The organism is Alcanivorax sp., assembly GCF_002733835.1.
GTDB lineage: Bacteria > Pseudomonadota > Gammaproteobacteria > Pseudomonadales > Alcanivoracaceae > Alcanivorax.
This window is the reverse complement of record NZ_NVWY01000044.1, coordinates 1-18,138: the sequence shown is the minus strand read 5'-3', so window position 1 is coordinate 18,138 and position 18,138 is coordinate 1. Positions and strand designations below refer to the sequence as shown.

The 18,138-nt window shown below is 59.5% G+C and carries 19 protein-coding genes and 1 tRNA gene; 10 read left to right on the top strand and 10 right to left on the bottom strand.

Annotation, left to right across the window (positions count from 1 at the left end):
* Nucleotides 1-16 precede the first annotated feature (16 nt).
* Nucleotides 17-1,546, top strand: a complete 1,530-nt coding sequence (locus COA55_RS15100) for an NAD(P)/FAD-dependent oxidoreductase (protein WP_290502803.1) — start codon at nucleotides 17-19, stop codon at nucleotides 1,544-1,546.
* A 58-nt stretch (nucleotides 1,547-1,604) separates the two neighbouring features.
* Here the strand turns inward: COA55_RS15100 and COA55_RS15095 are convergent, their stop codons facing one another.
* The 5 genes from COA55_RS15095 to COA55_RS15075 all read right to left on the bottom strand — a co-directional run bounded on the left by COA55_RS15095 (nucleotide 1,605) and on the right by COA55_RS15075 (nucleotide 6,321).
* Nucleotides 1,605-2,393, bottom strand: coding sequence for a M48 family metallopeptidase (locus COA55_RS15095; RefSeq protein ID WP_290502802.1), 789 nt, complete (start codon nucleotides 2,391-2,393; stop codon nucleotides 1,605-1,607).
* A gap of 111 nt (nucleotides 2,394-2,504) precedes the next feature.
* Nucleotides 2,505-2,580 (bottom strand) — tRNA-Phe (locus COA55_RS15090).
* A 54-nt stretch (nucleotides 2,581-2,634) separates the two neighbouring features.
* A complete protein-coding gene (locus COA55_RS15085) occupies nucleotides 2,635-2,919 on the bottom strand; it encodes an oxidative damage protection protein (RefSeq protein ID WP_290502801.1) in 285 nt (94 codons plus the stop codon).
* 32 nt (nucleotides 2,920-2,951) lie between these two features.
* Nucleotides 2,952-4,028, bottom strand: a complete 1,077-nt coding sequence (mutY, locus tag COA55_RS15080; RefSeq protein WP_290502800.1) for an A/G-specific adenine glycosylase — start codon at nucleotides 4,026-4,028, stop codon at nucleotides 2,952-2,954.
* A gap of 85 nt (nucleotides 4,029-4,113) precedes the next feature.
* On the bottom strand, nucleotides 4,114-6,321 hold the full coding sequence (locus COA55_RS15075) for an AsmA family protein (RefSeq protein ID WP_290502799.1): 2,208 nt from the start codon (nucleotides 6,319-6,321) through the stop codon (nucleotides 4,114-4,116).
* Between the two features lie 77 nt (nucleotides 6,322-6,398).
* Between COA55_RS15075 and COA55_RS15070 the strand changes: the two genes are divergently transcribed.
* Nucleotides 6,399-8,360: a sensor histidine kinase gene (locus COA55_RS15070; RefSeq protein WP_290502798.1), complete on the top strand. Its 1,962-nt coding sequence runs from the start codon at nucleotides 6,399-6,401 to the stop codon at nucleotides 8,358-8,360.
* Nucleotides 8,361-8,382: 22 nt separating this feature from the next.
* On the opposite strand, the gene COA55_RS15065 is transcribed toward COA55_RS15070, so the two are convergent.
* The gene (locus tag COA55_RS15065) at nucleotides 8,383-8,703 is read right to left on the bottom strand and encodes a GNAT family N-acetyltransferase (protein WP_290502797.1); all 321 of its coding nucleotides are present in this window, start codon (nucleotides 8,701-8,703) and stop codon (nucleotides 8,383-8,385) included.
* Nucleotides 8,704-8,803: 100 nt separating this feature from the next.
* Between COA55_RS15065 and hisB the strand changes: the two genes are divergently transcribed.
* The 5 genes from hisB (at nucleotide 8,804) to COA55_RS15040 (ending at nucleotide 12,738) form a co-directional block, all read left to right on the top strand.
* Nucleotides 8,804-9,409: an imidazoleglycerol-phosphate dehydratase HisB gene (gene hisB / locus COA55_RS15060; protein WP_063518762.1), complete on the top strand. Its 606-nt coding sequence runs from the start codon at nucleotides 8,804-8,806 to the stop codon at nucleotides 9,407-9,409.
* 23 nt (nucleotides 9,410-9,432) lie between these two features.
* Entirely contained in the window at nucleotides 9,433-10,083 is a 651-nt protein-coding gene (hisH, locus tag COA55_RS15055; protein WP_290502796.1) for an imidazole glycerol phosphate synthase subunit HisH, read from the top strand.
* An 82-nt stretch (nucleotides 10,084-10,165) separates the two neighbouring features.
* The gene (hisA, locus tag COA55_RS15050; protein WP_007148976.1) at nucleotides 10,166-10,906 is read left to right on the top strand and encodes a 1-(5-phosphoribosyl)-5-[(5-phosphoribosylamino)methylideneamino]imidazole-4-carboxamide isomerase; all 741 of its coding nucleotides are present in this window, start codon (nucleotides 10,166-10,168) and stop codon (nucleotides 10,904-10,906) included.
* A gap of 16 nt (nucleotides 10,907-10,922) precedes the next feature.
* On the top strand, nucleotides 10,923-11,699 hold the full coding sequence (gene hisF, locus COA55_RS15045) for an imidazole glycerol phosphate synthase subunit HisF (protein ID WP_007150815.1): 777 nt from the start codon (nucleotides 10,923-10,925) through the stop codon (nucleotides 11,697-11,699).
* Between the two features lie 151 nt (nucleotides 11,700-11,850).
* Nucleotides 11,851-12,738 carry a bile acid:sodium symporter family protein gene (locus tag COA55_RS15040; protein WP_290502795.1) on the top strand — a complete coding sequence of 296 codons (888 nt, stop codon included), beginning with the start codon at nucleotides 11,851-11,853 and terminating at the stop codon, nucleotides 12,736-12,738.
* Here the strand turns inward: COA55_RS15040 and COA55_RS15035 are convergent.
* From COA55_RS15035 to COA55_RS15025, 3 genes are read right to left on the bottom strand one after another with little or no spacing between them, the layout of a single operon-like run.
* Nucleotides 12,723-13,499 (bottom strand): divergent polysaccharide deacetylase family protein, encoded by a 777-nt coding sequence (locus tag COA55_RS15035; protein WP_290502794.1) that lies wholly within the window; start codon nucleotides 13,497-13,499, stop codon nucleotides 12,723-12,725. The two genes, COA55_RS15040 and COA55_RS15035, sit on opposite strands and share 16 nt — an antisense overlap.
* Nucleotides 13,499-14,818, bottom strand: a complete 1,320-nt coding sequence (locus COA55_RS15030; RefSeq protein WP_290502793.1) for a S41 family peptidase — start codon at nucleotides 14,816-14,818, stop codon at nucleotides 13,499-13,501. Before COA55_RS15030 ends, COA55_RS15035 begins: the two co-directional genes overlap by 1 nt.
* A 53-nt stretch (nucleotides 14,819-14,871) precedes the next feature.
* Nucleotides 14,872-16,047: a peptidoglycan DD-metalloendopeptidase family protein gene (locus tag COA55_RS15025; protein WP_290502792.1), complete on the bottom strand. Its 1,176-nt coding sequence runs from the start codon at nucleotides 16,045-16,047 to the stop codon at nucleotides 14,872-14,874.
* A 135-nt stretch (nucleotides 16,048-16,182) separates the two neighbouring features.
* Here COA55_RS15025 and COA55_RS15020 point away from each other — a divergent pair, with 135 nt between their 5' ends.
* The 3 genes from COA55_RS15020 to secB are packed head-to-tail and all read left to right on the top strand — an operon-like array spanning nucleotide 16,183 to nucleotide 17,359.
* Entirely contained in the window at nucleotides 16,183-16,599 is a 417-nt protein-coding gene (locus tag COA55_RS15020) for a rhodanese-like domain-containing protein (protein WP_063520952.1), read from the top strand.
* 13 nt (nucleotides 16,600-16,612) lie between these two features.
* Nucleotides 16,613-16,873 carry a glutaredoxin 3 gene (gene grxC, locus COA55_RS15015; RefSeq protein ID WP_007150626.1) on the top strand — a complete coding sequence of 87 codons (261 nt, stop codon included), beginning with the start codon at nucleotides 16,613-16,615 and terminating at the stop codon, nucleotides 16,871-16,873.
* Nucleotides 16,874-16,885: 12 nt separating this feature from the next.
* Entirely contained in the window at nucleotides 16,886-17,359 is a 474-nt protein-coding gene (secB, locus tag COA55_RS15010; protein ID WP_063519315.1) for a protein-export chaperone SecB, read from the top strand.
* 151 nt (nucleotides 17,360-17,510) lie between these two features.
* On the opposite strand, the gene trmL is transcribed toward secB, so the two are convergent.
* A complete protein-coding gene (gene trmL, locus COA55_RS15005) occupies nucleotides 17,511-17,981 on the bottom strand; it encodes a tRNA (uridine(34)/cytosine(34)/5-carboxymethylaminomethyluridine(34)-2'-O)-methyltransferase TrmL (RefSeq protein WP_063519314.1) in 471 nt (156 codons plus the stop codon).
* Between the last annotated feature and the right edge of the window lie 157 nt (nucleotides 17,982-18,138).

The following is an 18,138-nucleotide window of genomic DNA, read 5'->3' as shown; positions in this document are numbered from 1 at the left end:
TCCCAGGAGAATACCTATGACAAGTCAGGCCAAGATCAATGTGAAAACCCGTCGCGTCAAAGTTGCCATCGTGGGCGGCGGTTTTGGTGGTATGTGCATGGCGATCAAGCTGCGCGAAGCCGGAATCGATGACTTCCTGCTGCTGGAAAAGGGCAATGGCATGGGCGGTACCTGGTACCACAACAGCTATCCGGGCGCCGCCTGTGATGTGCAGTCCCACATGTACTCCTTCTCCTTCGAGGGCAACCCGGACTGGAGCCACCGCTACAGTGGCCAGCAGGAAATCCACAATTACATTGAAGGCGTGAGCCAGAAACACAATCTGCGTCAGTACACCCGTTTCAATGCCGAGGTGACCGGGGCCCATTTTGACGACCAGGCGGCCCTGTGGACCCTGGATCTGGCCGATGGCTCCCAGGTGGTCTGCCAGCACTGGGTGCTGGCCAGCGGCCCCCTGCATGTGCCGTCGTTCCCCAATTTCAAGGGCATGGATACCTTCAAGGGCAAGATCATCCACTCGGCCCTGTGGGACCAGGACTACGACATGGCTGGCAAGAAAGTGGTGTCCATCGGTACCGGTGCCAGTGCCATCCAGTATGTGCCCCATGTGGCGAAAGAAGCGGGCCACCTGACCGTGGTACAGCGGACTCCGCCGTGGATTATCCCTCGCGATGAGCGCGCTTATTCCGGCCTGAGCAAGTGGGTATTCCGCCGTTTCCCGGCGCTGCGCAAGCTGCATCGTCTGCGCCTTTACCTGAGCAACGAAGCGCGCGTGCTGCCGATCTTCAATCCGCGTCTGGCCAAACTGGCTGAACCGGCCCTGAAAGCCTTCATCAACTATCAGGTGAAGGACAAGGAGACGGCACGCAAGTTGGTACCCAACTACACGCTGGGTTGTAAGCGGATTCTGATCTCCAACAACTACTACCCGACTTTCAACCGCGACAACGTGGAGCTGGTGACCGAAGGGGTGAAGGAAATCCGGGAGAACAGCGTGGTGTTCAGTGATGGCACTGAGCAGCAGGCGGACTGCATCGTGCTGGGTACCGGTTTCATCGTGGATCCGCGTATCTACATGAAGGACTTTGAAATCACCGGCTTGCCCGGTCGTCGTCTGCAGGATGACTGGAAGGATGCGGCGCAGGCCTATCTCGGCACCACCGTGAGTGGTTATCCGAACATGTTCCAGCTGGTGGGGCCGAATACCGGCCTGGGCCATAACTCCATCATCTTCATGATCGAGAGCCAGGTGCGCTATGTGATGGATGCCATCACCAAGCTGGACAAGCGCGGTGATGCCTGGCTGGACGTGAAGCAGGATGTGCAGGATCGTTTCAATGACAAGCTGCAGGACGAGCTGAAGGGCACGGTTTGGCAGAACGGCGGGTGCATGAGCTGGTACCAACAGGCCGATGGCCGCAACACCGCCCTGTGGCCCCACGCCACCTTCCAGTTCATGGCCCGCACCTGGACCGTAAACATGAAGGATTACAACTGGCAGCCGGCGGTAGAGAAGGCCGCAGTTAAAGAAGCCGTCGCCAGCTAACGGCCTTGTCTCGGGGCCTTACCTGCAAGTGACATTCTCGTCGCTGGCGGTTTGGCTCCTACGGTTCGCAGTTCACTGGCGTGACTTGCTGGTAGAGCGGCAACACCGCCCCCATACGTTCCTGAAGGGCTTCGATGCGACTGTCATGGTTCGGGTGAGTGGAGAGAAACTCCAGTGGCTGGGCGCTCCCTGCGGCGGCCATATTTCTCCATAGTTCGGTGCTCTGCCGTGGATCGAATCCTGCGCTGGCCATCAGCTCCAGTCCCATCAGATCGGCCTCTTCCTCATGGCTGCGACTGAACGGCAGGGCGATACCCAGGTAGGCGCCTACGCCGAGAGCCTGCAGAATATTCTCGGTATCTGCATCCCCTTCGCTGAGCAGCCCGATCACAAATAACACTGCCTTGATGCCAAGTTCCTGAGTGAGCCGTTCGTTGCCATGCCTGGCCAGCACGTGGGCGATTTCGTGGCCGATGACGGCGGCCAGCTGATCATCGCTTTGTGCTACCTCCAGCAGCCCTTCGTTGACTCCAATCTTGCCGCCGGGGAGGGCAAAGGCGTTGGGGGAGGCATCGGCGAACACTACCACTTCCCAGGTGTCCGGCAGGCTGACCCCGGGAAAACGGGCGGGAATTCGTTGGATGAGCTGTTCCGCCACACATTGTGCTTCCCGGTTGGCACTCTCGTTGGCGCTTACCGGTAACTGCTGCTGCATCTGCACAAACGTCTGCTGGCCGAAGTCTGCCATCATCGATTCGGGGACCAGCGCCAGCTGCTCACGGCCGGTGGGTGTCTGGTCGCATCCGTAAAGCAGCAGGGGAATAATGATCAAGAGCGAACGATGCACGATGAGAGCCCGGTTGCCGTGAAGGTTTTTGCTCACGGTAGCGCAGGTGAGGGACGTTGTGTAGCGGGATCAGAAACGAAAAAAGCCTCGCAATGCGAGGCCTTTTAAAGATGGTGCCCGGAGGCGGAATCGAACCACCGACACGGGGATTTTCAATCCCCTGCTCTACCGACTGAGCTATCCGGGCAATCAGGGCGCGTATTAAAGCTTCTGGAGGCGGATGCGTCAAGCCATTGGCGGTTCATTTGTTCGCATCGTGAGCAACCGGGGTGTATCCCTCGGCTTTTTCGTAGTTTTCATTGTTCAGAAAACGATCACGTTGCTCGTCCAGAAAGGCTCGCGCCTGTGGGTCCATCACGTTCAGGTGCTTTTCGTTGATCAGCATGGTCTGTTCGTGCAGCCATTCCTGCCAGGCCTTTTTCGAGACCGTCTCGAAGATATCCTGCCCCTTGGGGCCGGGGAAAGGGGGGCGGTTGAGGCCGTCCAGTTCAGTCTGGTATTTGCGGCACATTACCGTGCGGCTCATGGCAACTCCGTAAGCGGGTACATGTGGGTGAACTATAACATGCGTGACTGGCGCGGGGCGTCGAGGCTTGCCAGCAGTTTCTTCACCGGCGCGGCCAGGCCCAGTGTGCCGGGAGATTGCGGGTCCACCCAGCGACCGTCATTGTCACGGGTGCCGGCTGGGGCTACGGCCACTTCCAGAGGGGCGATGTCCAGGTGATAGTGGCTGAAGGTGTGCCGGAACGGGTCCAGTGGCTGGCTATCAGCACGGGCATCGAAAGCACGGGCTCTCAGGGCGTCTTCCATCTGTGACTCATCGTCGGTTTGTGGAAAGCACCACAGGCCGCCCCAGATGCCTTGCTGAGGGCGCTGTTCCAGCCAGACCCGGCCGTCACGGTCGCGCAGGATAAGCATGACGGTGGTGCGTACTGGCAGGGCCTTTTTCGGTTTCTTGCCGGGGTAATCCTGGGGATTGCCGTTGGCATGGGCTTCGCATCCTCGGTTTACCGGGCAGCTGGCGCAGTCGGGTTTGCCCCGGCGACACAGGGTGGCGCCAAGGTCCATGATCGCCTGGGTATAGTCCGCCAGCCGTGCGCGGGGCGTGTAGTGTTCAGACAGCTCCCAGAGCCGGCTTTCGACCGGTTTTTTGCCCGGCCAGCCGGGCACGGCGTGCAGGCGGGCGAGCACCCGTTTCACGTTGCCATCCAGAATCGGTGCACGCACGCCACGGCTCTGGGCAAGAATGGCGCCGGCGGTGGAGGGGCCAATGCCGGGTAGCGTGGCCACTTCCTCAACGGTATCCGGGAATTCGCCCTGATAGTTTTCCAGCAGTTGCTGGGCGCATTTATGGAGGTTGCGGGCGCGGGCGTAGTAACCGAGCCCGGTCCACAGGTGCAGCACCTCATCCTGCTCCGCCAGTGCCAGTGTTTTCACATCCGGGAAGCGCGCCATAAACCGCTCGAAGTAGGGAATGACCGTGCTGACCTGGGTCTGTTGCAGCATGATTTCCGACACCCACACCTGATAAGGCGTGCGCGGGTGCTGCCAGGGCAGGTCCTGGCGACCATGCTGGTCGTACCAGTCGAGCAGGGCCTGGCTGAAATCTTGCGGGGTGAGGGATGTGCTGGGCATGACACTCCGGACAAAAAACGGCGGAGATGGGCGTTTGCCCATCTCCGCCTGCGTGTTGCTGGCTGCGTGAAGCCTGCAGCGTCTCTTAATTAAACAGCTTCTTGAGGCCGTCCTGTAGCTGCTTGTTCACTTCTTCCTTGGCTTTCTTCTGGGCGGCATCCTTGAGGACTTCTTCGGTGGTGTCACCTTCGCCGTCAATGCCGAATTTCTCTTTCAGCTTGTCCTTGGTGGCGTTGGCGGCGACCTGCTTGCCGATGTCCTTGAAGCCATCCTTGTCCGGGCCACACCATTTGGCGGGGTTGCCACCCAGGTTGCCTTCGCAGCGCAGTGGCCAGGTGGTGCCGGTCAGGTACTTGGAAGTGCCCAGTTCTGGCGACTGCATGCCGATTTTCAGGTCGAAGTCCTGGTTGAGGATATTCATCCAGCCGTTACCGGTGATTTCGCCTTTTTGCAGTACCGCAGACAAGCTGTCCAGATACGCCACGTTCTTGTCCAGCCGCGCCCTGGATTTCAGGTCGAGAATCTTGGTGTCCTCGGACAGGGCGCTGGGTAACTTGCCGGATTCCTGGCTGGGAATCAGGGCGGTGGCCAGGCCCTGGAACTGGCCGAGCATGTCGTTCACGCCGCCAACCAGGGTGCTGTACAGGTTCAGGCCGCGCACGGTGGTGTCAGCCAGTGACAGGTCGATGGTGCCCTTGGCGGAGTTCATCAGCGCTTTTTCGCTGTTGCCGCTGGCGCTGTAGCTGCCCGTCATGTCGAACACCCCTTTGGCCAGATCATCCTCCAGAGCCATTTGTACCAGCGGCTGAATCTGGACGCTGGAAACGGTGTTGCTGGCGCTGATTTTCGGGGTGCTGCCGGAGGCATCCAGTTTGGCTTTGGCGCTGAAGCTGCCGCCCAGGGTGCTGCCGGTGGCGCGGGTTAACTGCAAGACACCATTTTGGGCGGTGACCGCAAATTTCATGTCGCTGGCGGTAATGCTGTCGTATTTCACGGTGCCAATGGCCAGTTTGCCGTCCACCAGCAGTGGGCGCAGGGTCTCTACCGGGATCAGCTCGTCGCTGGACAGGCTGGCGGTGCCGCCGGTTTTGCCGCCACCGGCTGCGGCGGTTTCGCTATCGCCACCGGCAGGCGGCATGTAGCCGTCCAGGGTGATCTTGTCGAGCACCAGGTCAAAGATGATCTTACCACTTTCCAGGCTGGCCAGGCCGGCGCTGCCGCTGAGGGTGCTGTCGTCCAGGGTCAGGGTCAGCGGGCTGGCCATGACGCTGCCGGGCTCGCCGCCCAGGGTGGCGTCCAGGGCAATTTTGCTCAACGCCTGGCTATCGGTGGTTTCGATGGGGGCTTCGCCGATGGCTTCCAGTACCTTGTTGGCATCGAAAGGGGCGGTGGCCAGCTTGCCGCTGAGTTGCATGTCGCCGGTGAGGGCGGTGATGTCCATGTTGCCCTTGGTCTCCGTGCCGGCCGCTTGCAGCAGCAGGTCCTTGATGGAGACGGTGTCCTCGTTCAGGTTCACGTCCAGATTCTGTTCCAGATGCACATCCACCGGCATGGTGGTGGCGCCGGCGATATTGGCATCCAGCGTCATCGGGTTGAGGACGAAATGGTTATTGTCGATATCGGCGGCCAGTACCGTGTCCAGATTCATGTCCACGCGCATGTCGCTCTGGTCCTGATAGCGCAGGGACATCTGCAGTGGGAAAGGCTCGTCCAGGTTCACGTCCTGGGCGTTCAGGTTAAAGTGCTCGACGACGATGTCGGTACCGTCGGCGGTGTTGCGATAGCGGACCTTGCCGTCACTGACGACGACCTGGGGAATGGTCAACGGAATGTCCAGGCTGCTGCTGCCTTCTTCGGCCACGGGTTCTTCTTCAACGGCGGTGTCTTCCGACGGGGTCTGCGGGCCGATCTGTTCCCAGTTGGCGCCATCCGGGCCGTCTACCAGGTTTACATCCAGGCCAGCAAGGGTGATGCCGTCCATTTCCACCTGGCCATACAGCAGCGGTAATACGGCAACGCTGACGCTGGCTTCGTCGAGGGCGGCGAACAATTCCTCGTCATCGGCAATGCGTGCTTCGGTGCGCCCAAGGCTGACACCCAGCGAGGGCCAGAACTGCCAGGCCAGGTCTCCCTGAATGTCCAGTGTCAGGTTGGCCTGTTCCTGTGCCTGTTTCTCGATTTCCGGCTTGAATTCGTTGGGATCAATCACCTGGGTGATCACAAAAACGGCAATGGCCAATAGCACAATGATGGCAAACAAAGTGATCAGCAAAATTTTTAACAGGCGTCCCATGTAGCACTCCTTGCGCGTTGGTCGTTGGACCGTGATTATAGCAGTGGGGATTCACTGGCCATACCGTAGCATTATTCATGATTGTTATTGTGAAGTTAGGGGAAGAACGTTTGCGAAAGTTCCATGTTGTTGTCGTGATGGCGCTGTTGTTGGTAGGGGGCATCGTGCGTGCCGAGCCCATTGCACTGGTTTCGGCGGGAGACAGCGTTCAGTTGGGTGCCCGGGTGGATGTGCTGGAGGACCCGGAGGGCAACTGGACCTTGAGTCAGATTCGCGATCAGTTCGCCAGCCGTTTTCACAAAAGTGACAGTAATACCCTGAATTTCGGTTTTACCAAAAGCACCATCTGGCTGCGTTTTCAGCTGGATGCCAGCCAGATGGATGGGCGTAGCTGGTTTCTGGTAGAGCGTTACCCCATTCTCGATGAGCTGACCCTGTTTGTGCCGCAGCCGGGTGGCGAGTTCCGGGAATACGCGGTGGGGGATACACGCCCCTTTGGGCGGCGGCCCATGGATCACCGCGCTTTTGTGTTCAATCTGGAGTCACTGCCTGACGGGGTGAGTGAGTACTATATCAAGGTCCGGGGCAAGGGCGCATTGAACATGATGCCCATGCTTTACAGTGCCAAGGGGTTGGTGGAATACACTTATCTGGAACAGTTGCTGCAGGGGCTGTTCTACGGTTCGTTGACGATCATGCTGATTTACAACCTGCTGTTGTTTCTGTCCCTGCGTGACAATGTGCACCTGCACTTCGTGGTGTTTCTTGCCGGGGTGCTGTTTTTCAATATCTGCGTCAGTGGTTTCGGGCTTCAGTATTTGTGGCCGGAGACCCCCAGGATCAATGAATATTTCTGGCTGACCACCTATACCTGCGGGTTGGCGCTGGCATTGTATTCGCGCCAGTTCCTGCAGCTGGCCCAGCGCTTTCCGCGCTATGACCGATTGCTGAAGCATTACCTGATCCTGATCGGGGTGGCGTTTGCGCTGCAGTGGGTGATTCCGCCACCTTATTCCTATCACCTGTCCACCGTGGTGGTGATGATGACGGTGGTGCTGTTCAGCTGGCTGGGTTGGGTGGTGTGGCGCCAGGGGTTCCGGGTGGCGCGCTTGTATGTGCTCGCCTGGTCGGTGTTCCTGCTTACCGTGTTCCTGTATGCCATCGGCAATCTGGGCTTGATTCCTTATAGCGTGATTGTTCCTTACTTGCCGCATTTCGGCGCGTTGTGGGTGGTGGTGATGTTGTCACTGGCGCTGGGCGACCGGATCCGGTTTCTGGAAAGCGAGCGCAAGCAATTGTCTGTGGAGGCACAGCAGAATCTGGAGCGGCACCTGGCGGATATCGAACAGATGAACCAGGACAAGTCCATGTTCCTGCAGTACATCAGCCATGAGCTGAATACGCCGATCAACTGGATTGGTGCGGCCGATTCGCTGGGACAGTCCGGGCAGGGGCCGGGTGAGAAAGAGGTGGATGTGTGGGCCATGGTGCGCAAGGGGCAGCGGCGCCTCACCGGGATCGTCAGCACCTCGCTGCGTTATTTTGACCTTTCCGACCGCCACCAGCCGCCGTTGCAGGGCAGTTGTCAGCCCATGTGGATGCTCGACGCCATTCTGCGTGACCAGGCGGCGCGGATAGAGGCCTGTGGCGTGGCGGTGCGCAACCGGATCTCACCGAATCTGCAGGTGCGTGCCTGTGAAGGGGAGTTGCGTGAAGTGCTGAGCATGGCGCTGGATAATGCCCTGCGCTTCAGTGCCGAAGGCGGCAGCGTGGAAATCAGCAGCGCGGTGGATGTGCCGGCGGGCCATGCCGAGCTATGCATCCGTGATGAGGGTAAAGGCGCTACCGCAGATCAGCTGGAGCACATTCTCGAGCCGTTCTTCGTGATGGGGTCGCGTCACCATGAGGAAGGCTTTGGCCTGTCCCTGGCCATGGCGAGGGTGATGGTTGAGCAGGTGGGCGGTTCTCTGTGGGCTCAAAGCGCTGGCCCCGGGCGGGGCTTTGCGCTGCATATCCGGCTGCCACTGGCTCAGTTATAGGCCACGCTGAGCATCTAAGGCGTTATTGAGAGGTTCCCTGGCAGTGGTCTGGCAGGGCGAGCGTTTCTCCCAGCTGCTGGCCGATCAGGCGCAGAAAATCCTTGCCCACGCCGCGCCCCTGAGTGGCGGGGTGCACGACCATCCAGGCCAGCTGCGGCTGGTTTTCTTCTATCAGGGCGATAGCCACGCGCTGGCCATTGAAGTGGGCAGCGAACAGTCGTCCTTGTCCTTCAGTCACCGCATCGGCCAGCTTCTGGCGGTATTGCGGGGCATCACGCAGTACCTTGGCAAAGGCCTGACATTGTTCCTGAGAGAGGGGGTGGGCCTGAACGCTGATCGGCATGGTGAAACTCCGCTGGTTTTGGGTGGTCGGTGCTGCTGCAATGGTGTCAACAGGCTCTCAGGCTGCGTATAATAGCCGGTCCAATGCCTGGGAGGTATAGATGAGCAAGCGAAGCGCTACCGTAGAGCGCAACACCCTGGAAACCCAGATTCAAGCCACCATCAGTCTGGATGGCACCGGTCAGTGCAAACTGGATACCGGGTTGCCGTTCCTCGAGCACATGCTCGATCAGGTGGCACGTCATGGTTTGGTCGATCTGGATATCAAGGCCAAGGGTGATCTGCACATCGATGCCCACCATACGGTGGAAGATATCGGCATCACGCTGGGTCAGGCCTTCGCCAAGGCCATCGGTGACAAGAAAGGGGTGCGCCGTTACGGTCACGCCTATGTGCCTCTGGACGAAGCCCTGTCACGGGTAGTGCTGGACCTGTCCGGCCGTCCGGGCCTGGAAATGTTTGTGGATTTCACCCGGGGCAGCATCGGTGGCTTCGACGTGGACCTGTTCTATGAATTTTTCCAGGGCTTCGTGAACCACGCCATGATTACCCTGCATATCGATAACCTGCGCGGCAAGAATGCGCACCACCAGGCTGAGACCGTGTTCAAGGCCTTTGGCCGCGCGCTGCGTATGGCGGTGGAGCCGGACCCGCGCATGGACGGTATTACCCCGTCCACCAAGGGTACCCTCAGCGAAAGCGAGTAACCGTACAGCACAGGCTCCCGAATATGAGTGAAGTCGTTGCCGTTATTGATTACGGCATGGGTAACCTGCACTCCGCAGGCAAGGCGCTGGAAAAGGTCGCCAATGGCCAGACCATCATCATCACCGGCGACCCGGATCAGGTCCGCGCGGCGGACCGGGTGGTCTTTCCCGGTGTGGGCGCCATTCGTGACTGCATCGCCGTTCTGAAAGACACGGGCCTGGATCAGGCGATCCGGGATGTGGCGAAAGCCGGCAAGCCATTGCTGGGGATTTGCGTCGGCATGCAGGCGATGATGGCCCGCAGTGAAGAAAATAACGGCGTGGATTGCCTGGGTGTTTTCGACGGGCAAGTCACGTTTTTCGGTGAGCTGTTCAGCGATACCGGCACCCGTTTGAAAGTGCCGCACATGGGCTGGAACCAGGTACAGCAGGGCATGGCGCACCCCATGTGGGCGGGGATCGACAACCATGCCCGCTTTTACTTTGTGCACAGTTACTGCGTCACCGGCCTGCCCGACGAGGCAGTGGCCGGGCGTTGCGACTACGGCCTGACTTTTGCTGCTGCGGCTGTCCAGGGCAATGTGTTTGCCGTGCAGTTCCACCCGGAAAAAAGTGCTGACGCCGGTCTGACGCTGCTGGAAAATTTTCTGCGCTGGCAACCTAAGATCAACTGACAGTTGATAGTGGACAGTTGACAGCGATAAACCCGTTTCATCCGTTGCCTTCCTGTATGGCAGCCCAGTTTGAGAAATCACTATGCTTTTGATTCCTGCCATCGACCTGAAAGACGGAAAATGTGTTCGCCTGAAGCAGGGTCGTATGGAAGACGACACCGTGTTCTCCGATGACCCGGTTGCCGTGGCCAGCCACTGGGTGGAGCGTGGTGCCCGCCGTTTGCATCTGGTCGACCTGAATGGCGCCTTTGCCGGTGAGCCGGTGAATGGCGAGATCGTCAAGGCGATTGCCAAGGCCCACCCGGATCTGCCGATCCAGATTGGTGGCGGTATTCGTAGCCCGGAAATTATTCAGGCCTACCTGGATGCGGGGGTGCAGTGGGTGATCATTGGCACCAAGGCGGTGAATGAGCCGGCATTCGTCAAAGCCATGTGTGAGCAGTTCCCCGGCCACATCATCGTGGGCCTGGACGCCAAAGACGGCAAAGTGGCTACCGATGGTTGGGCGAACGTGACCGATGTGGATGTGATCGATCTGGCTAAACAGTTCGAGAACGATGGCGTCTCCGCCATCGTCTACACCGATATCAGCCGCGACGGCATGTTGCAGGGCGTGAATGTGGACGCCACCGTGAGACTGGCCCAGTCCATGTCGATTCCGGTGATCGCCTCCGGCGGCATTACCAACCTGGATGACGTGCGCAACCTGTGTGCGGTGGCTGACCAGGGCATCAGTGGTGCCATTACCGGACGTGCCATCTACGAAAACACCCTGGACTTTGCCGAAGGCCAGGCGCTGTCCGATGAGTTGAGCGGCGCCTGAGCGCCGGGGACGTATTATGGGTTTAGCCAAACGCATTATTCCTTGTCTTGATGTGGACGCCGGCCGTGTGGTCAAAGGCGTGCAGTTCGTGGACATCCGCGATGCCGGTGACCCGGTGGAGATTGCCAAGCGTTATAACGATGCCGGCGCCGATGAAATCACCTTTCTGGATATCACCGCCAGCCATCAGGAGCGCGATACCACCCTGCACACGGTGGAGCAGATCGCCAGCCAGGTTTTTATTCCGCTTACCGTGGGTGGAGGCGTGCGTGCGCTGGAAGATATTCGCAACCTGCTGAATGCCGGGGCCGACAAGGTGGCGATCAACTCGGCGGCGGTACATAACCCGGAGTTTGTCCGTGAAGCGGCGGAGCGGTTTGGTTCCCAGTGTATTGTGGTTGCCATCGACGCGAAAAAAGTCAGCGCGGAAAGCGACACCAACCGCTGGGAAATCTTCACCCACGGCGGCCGCAAACCTACAGGCCTGGATGCGGTGGAGTGGGCACGCAAGATGACCGATTACGGTGCCGGTGAAATCCTGCTGACCAGCATGGATCGTGATGGCACCAAGAACGGTTTTGACATCGCGCTGACCCGTGCCATCTCCGATGCGGTGCCGGTGCCGGTGATCGCCTCGGGCGGGGTCGGCAATCTGCAGCATCTGGTGGACGGCGTGCAGCAGGGCGGCGCCGATGCGGTGCTGGCGGCGTCGATCTTCCACTTCGGCGAATACTCGGTGCAGCAGGCCAAGGAATTCATGCAGTCAGCCGGCGTGGAAATGCGCCTGGGCTGATGGTCGCCGAGCCTTCTTTCGGCTGGATTAGCCTCCTGTCACAACTTTAGCCGCTACGTACTGGCTATAAATGAAACCCTGTTTTACTCTCGAGGTTTTGGGGGCGCTGCCCCCCGTTGAAAGACCATAAAAAAATCACGGGAGAGTTGTAATGGGTTCAGGTGCGTTGATTGATATCGGGCTGCCGTTATCGTTGTTTTTGATCATGGTGGGGATGGGCATGACCCTGACCCCCAAAGATTTCCGCGAAGTTGTTGTTGCCCCGCGTGGCACCTTCTATGGCCTGGTCTGCCAGATACTTTTGCTCCCGCTGATCGCCCTGGGTGTGGCGCTGGCGCTGGACCTGTCGCCGGCGCTGGCGGTGGGGCTTATTGTGATTGCCGCCTGCCCGGGTGGTACTACCTCCAATCTGTTTGTCTATCTGGGGCGCGGTGATGTGGCCCTGTCCATTGTGCTGACGGTGCTTGCCAGCCTGATCACCATTGTCACGCTGCCTGCGTTTACGGGCTGGGCCCTTGAGCGTTTTCAGGACACCGCCAGGACGCTGGAACTGCCGGTGATGCGCACCATTATTACCCTGTTCGTGATCATCTTGTTGCCCGTGGCTATCGGCATGGCGATCCGCCACTTTCGTCAAGGCTGGGCAGAAAAAGGCGAAAAAGCGGTGGGCCTGCTGGGGTTGGCGGTGATGGTGGCGGTAATTGCACTATTGCTGGTGGAGTTGGGTGATGAGGCTCTGGTGCTGTTCAAGCAGGCAGGTGTATCGGCCATTGTTCTCAATCTGGCTGGTATTGTCCTGGGCATGGTGGGGGGGCGCGTGATCGGCTTGAGCCGTGATCAGGCGTTCACCGTGGCCATCGAGCTGGGTATCAAGAACGGTACGCTGGGGCTAATGGTGACCCTGACCCTGCTGCATTCCGAGGCCATGTCTGTGCCGTCTGCAGTCTATGGTGTGCTGATGTTTGCTTTCGGTTTCCTGATGATCGGTTACGCCAAACTCACCGGTATTGGCAAAAGCCGGGATCAGGACCCGGCGTGAGCGTCGCTCCCGGTGGTGGCTGTGGTCACTGCCGGGGTGCTCAATAATGTGGACACCGGCACTACCTCAATACCGGCGTCTTGCATCAGGGGCAGTACCTGCTGCAGGTAGTGCACGGTTTCCGGGTACGGGTGGCCGATGGCAATCGCCTGGCCCCGCTGCCGGGCCAGCCGGATCAGCCGATTGAACTGCTCATTGATGCTGACCAGATTGCGTTCATTATCCAGAAAGACATCGCGCCCGGCGTGGGACAGCCCCACCTGCCGGGCCACCTGCTGCGCCACGGAATGACTGCTGGTGCGGCTGTCCACAAAGAACAGCTGGTGCGCCTTCAGTTCGGCCATTAGCCAGCCCATGGGCTGTTGCTGTTCGGTGAGCGCGCTGCCCATATGGTTGTTCAGGCCGCGAGCCTGGGGAATCTGGCTCAGGGCCTGACGCACCGCGTTCAGTAACTGAGGTTCATCCATGCCGTCCTGCAGGCCGCCCCGGTCCAGTTTCAGATGACTTTGCGCGGCCATGGGCATGTGCACCAGCACTTCTTTGCCCGCCAGGCTGGCCCGCTCGGCCAGGCGTCGGCCATGGGGCGAAAAGGGAATCACCGCACAGGTGACCCGCGCGGGCAGATCCACAATGGCCTGGCCATGCTGGCGGCTGTAACCCAGGTCATCAATGATGATGGCAATGCGTGGTGCGGCCAGGGCGCTGGCGCTCAACAACAGCCCTGGTAGCAGTAACCCCAGGGCCAGTAACCGGCCAGCCATCAAGGCTGGTCGGGCAGTGAGGCGTGGGCGGGGCGCTGGGTGAGGACGACGCCTTTGAGAATGGAGAGCGCCTGCGCCAGCGGGTAATCGTCTTCGGCCAGGGAGCTGCGTTTCTTCTCTTTCTCGCTGTCGCCGTTTTCATTGTCCAGATGGCGAGGCAAGTCTGCTTCACGCAGGTGCATGTCTTCGCGTACTTCGATCTTGGTGACCACATCCACGGCAATGTCGGGTTCAATGCCTTCTGCCTGAATGGAGCGCCCCTTTGGGGTGTAATAACGGGCGGTGGTGAGCTTCAGGGCGCGGTCCTTGCTCAGTGGCAATACCGTTTGCACCGAGCCTTTGCCGAAGGTGCGGTTGCCCACCACGATGGCACGCTCCTGGTCTTGCAGGGCGCCGGCCACAATTTCCGAGGCGGAGGCGCTGCCGCCGTTGACCAGCACCACCAGCGGCTTGCCGTTGAGTGCGTCGCCGGCGCTGGCATCAAAGTCGTTCCGGCTCGCTTTTTCACGGCCCTGGGTGTACACCACCAGGCCGGCATCCAGGAACAGGTCGGTGACTTCCACTGCGCCGTTGAGTACGCCGCCGGGGTTGTTGCGCAGGTCGAGAATCAGGCCGTTGAGGGGCGTGTCCTTGTTGAGCTTGCCCAGCGCTTTGCGGGCATCGTCACCGGTGTTGTTCTGGAACTGGGAAATGCGCAGGTAGCCCAGGCCCGGTTCCAGCATTTTTGATTTCACGCTGTGGGTCTGGATGCGGTCACGTTCGAGGCTGACCTGGCGGGGCTTCTCGTCGCCTTCGCTAAGGACCATTAAATCGATTTTGGTGCCGATTTCCCCGCGCATCAGCTCGACGGCTTCGCCCAGGGTCAACCCCTTCACAAAGGTGTCGTCGATCTTGAGGATCAGGTCGCCTGCGAGGATGCCGGCGTTGCTGGCCGGGGAGTCATCCACCGGAGTCACTACTTTGACGAAGCCGTCTTCCATGGTGACTTCGATGCCAAGGCCGCCGAATTCACCAGTGGTGGTCACCTGCAGGTCGTCGAACTGGTCCGGGGTCAGGTAGTTGGAGTGCGGGTCCAGATCATGGAGCATGCCACGGATGGCGGCTTCCAGCAGTTCGCGATCATCCACGTCTTCAATATAGGCCGCGCGGATACGCTCCATGACCTCGGCAAAGGCGCGCAGCTCATCCACCGGTACGCCTTGCTGGCGAGCCTGATCATCAAGGGCAGGATCCTGGGCGTGGAGTGCGCTGAAAGGGCTAAGGGCAAGCAGGCCCGTGAGCGCGACAGAACGGAGCGTGGGCAGGATGGTTGTTGGCATTCAGGATCCCCGGCGGGCACAGGAAAAAGGTGTGCGCGTTTCAAAGTTCATGGTCAATTTTGCGCCAATGGCGGCAGTGTAACACGCTGATTGCACCAGCGTGTGGGGTTCACAGCCTTGCCCCGGTGGCGTATCTCGAAGTATAGACCGTTGGTCCGGTTGCCGCCGGAATTGCCGGCCAGCGCCAGGCTGTCACCGGCGGACACCCACTCGCCGACTTCGCGCAGCAGGCTCTGGTTGTACCCGTAGAGAGTCAAATAGCCATTGCCGTGATCGACAATGGTCAGCAGGCCGTAGCCGCGTAGCCAGTCGGCAAACACCACGCGGCCGGCATGGATCGCCCGGACCGGGGTGCCGGGGGCGGCATTGAAGATGACGCCTTGCCAGCGCAGCGCGCCTTCGCGGCGGCTGTTATAGCCGGTGGAAATGCGCGCGTCCACCGGCCAGGGGAGTTTGCCGGCCAGGTTGCCGAAGGGCTTGCCACCCAGATCGGCAGGAATGTCATTGAGGCTGCGTTGCATGTCTTCCAGCAGTTTCTGCAGGCGCTGCTGGTCTGCCTTGAGCTGGTTAAGGTTGCTGCCTCTGTTATCCAGTGAACGGTTCAGCGATGCCAGTGTGGTCTGGCGCTCTTTCTGGGCGGTTTGCAGCTTGTCCGCATGGCGTTGGACTTCGGTGCGCTTTTCCAGCAGAACCTGGCGAGCCTTCTCTACTCGCAGGGCAATCGCCTTGAGTTCATCAAGCTCGCCGTTGACGGCCTTGAGGCGGTTGCTGCGGGCGCGCTGATAATATTCCTGGTAACGCAGCAGGCGTGCGATCTGGTCGGGCTGCTCCTGGTTGAGCAGTAATTTGATGCGTTCCTGGCGGCCGGCCTGGTAGCTGGCGCGCACGGTTTTGCCCAGCCAGTCCAGTTGGGTGCGTTTCTCTGCAGCTAGCACTGCCTGCTCTGCTTCCAGGTTTTTGAGGCGTTGTTGGGCTGTGCTGGCCTTTTTTTCCAGGCTCCGTTGTTCCCGGGTCAGCCGGCTGATGCGCAGTTCTGCCTCACGCAGGCTGGCCTGCACGGAATCACGTTCGCGCAATTCGCGGTTCTGGGCATCGCTCAGCTCACTGATGCGGGATTTAAGCTTCTCCAGCTGGGCTTTGCTGGGCGCGGTATTGTCGGCACCAACCGCTGCCCCGCTAACAGGGAGCAGGGCCGGAAGCAGTAGAAGCAGCAGTAATAGTCGGGTCATGGCGAGGTTTTACCTTAACGGCCCGGGGATGTGTATACTTGGCGCCGATTTTCCTTCGGCTTTCTTTCCCGGAGGGAATGGTGGCGCTGCACCACAGGCGCCGATTAGAGCCAACGCTAATGATCCGGGGTTTCCATGGGCAATCTGATTGAATTCGCCAGCAACCATTATATTCTGGTGTCCGCCTTTTTCCTGTTGTGGGCACTGTTTTTTGTGCTTGAGTCCCGCCGCGGCGGCCAGTCGCTTACGCCGCAGTTGGCCACCAACATGGTGAACCAGAAGGATGCGGTGATCGTGGATCTGCGCGACAGCGATGATTTCCGCACCGGGCATATTGCCGGTAGCATCAATATTCCCGCCGGGCAGGCGCTTGATCGTATTGCAGAGCTGGAAAAATACAAGGACAAACCCCTCATCCTGACTTGTGATATGGGGGCCAAGGCCTCACATCTGGGACGACAGCTGCGCACCAAGGGGTTTTCCGACCTGTATCGTATCCAGGGCGGCCTGAATGCCTGGCGTTCAGCCAGCCTGCCGGTGGTTAAAGAGTAAGCAGGAGGCAGAGATGGCCAAAGTCGAGCTGTATACCACTGCCTGGTGCCCGTTTTGTGTGCGTGCCAAGCAGTTGCTGAACAGCAAGAATGTGGCGTTCGAGGATACCGATGTGGACCGCGAACCCCAGCAGCGTGCAGTCATGATGCAGCGCGGCGGCGCCCGGACGGTGCCGCAGATTTTTATTAATGATCACGCCATCGGTGGCTGTGATGAACTTTTTGCTCTGGAGCGGGCGGGGGAGCTCGATGCTCTGCTCGGAGCAGGCCAGTAACAGGAGAAGAACATGGCTGATGAACAGCAACAGGTTTTCCAACTGCAGCGTATTTACCTGAAAGACACCTCCTTTGAGTGCCCGGGTGCACCGGACGTGTTCCTGCAGGAGTGGAAACCCAAGGTGAACGTGCAGCTGAACAACAGCGCCCGTCGCGTTGGTGAAGGCGATGAGTTCGAAGTGGAAATCACCGTGACGGTGACCGCCAAGGACGAAGCCGAGGAAAAGACCTTTTACCTGGTGGAAGTGAAGCAGGCCGGTATCTTTACCGTGAAAGGCATCGAAGGCGAAGAGCGGGCGCAATTGCTCGGCGCGTATTGTCCGAACCTGCTGTTCCCGTATGTGCGTGAAGTGGTGTCGGACCTGGTGGCCAAGGGGTCATTCCCGCAGATGGTGCTGCAGCCGATCAACTTCGATGCGCTGTATCAGCAGCAGCGCCAGCAGCAACAGGAAAATGCTGCGGCAGCGGGCGAGACCGTTCAATAAGAGTTGATAGTGGAAAGTGGACAGTTGACCGCGTCGCGTACGAGGTCGGTTGTCATCTGAAACGCAAGAGGCCGCGCCCATGCTTTGGGTGCGGCCTCTTGCGTTTCAGGTTAAAACAATTTTGTTTCGCGCAGCTGTCAACTATCAATTGTCAATTATCAACTGCCCCTGTGTAGCCCAGTTGGCGCCATGCCTCGTAGAGCGTCACGGCGACGGCATTGCTGAGATTGAGGCTGCGGCTATCCGCTACCATGGGCAGACGCAATCTCTGTGCTGGCGGCAGACTTTCCAGAATGGGGTCCGGCAGGCCCCGGGTTTCCGGCCCGAATAACAGCACGTCTCCGTCCTGAAAACAGGCGTCGCTATGGGGGCGACTTCCCTTGGTGGTCATGGCAAACAAGCGCTGTCCGGCGACGTCTTGTTGAAACGCGGCAAAATCCTGATGCACCTTTAACGCGGCAAACTCGTTATAGTCGAGGCCGGCACGGCGCAGTTTCTTTTCTTCCAGCGAAAAGCCCAGCGGCTCGATCAGATGCAGTTGTGCGCCGGTATTTGCGACCAGGCGGATAATGTTGCCGGTATTGGGCGGAATTTCCGGTTCGAACAGGGCGATATGCAGCATGTTGGATTTTGCCTTGGCGGGATGGTCGTGGTACTGATCAAAACTAAGGAACCTCTGAAAAACTCCTTGCATGCTCAGCGTGGCCTGAAGCGTGCAGCTGTTGCGTCTTGTCTCGATGGTCAGGGTGGCTCCCTTTCCGAGAGGCAAGGCGCAGCAG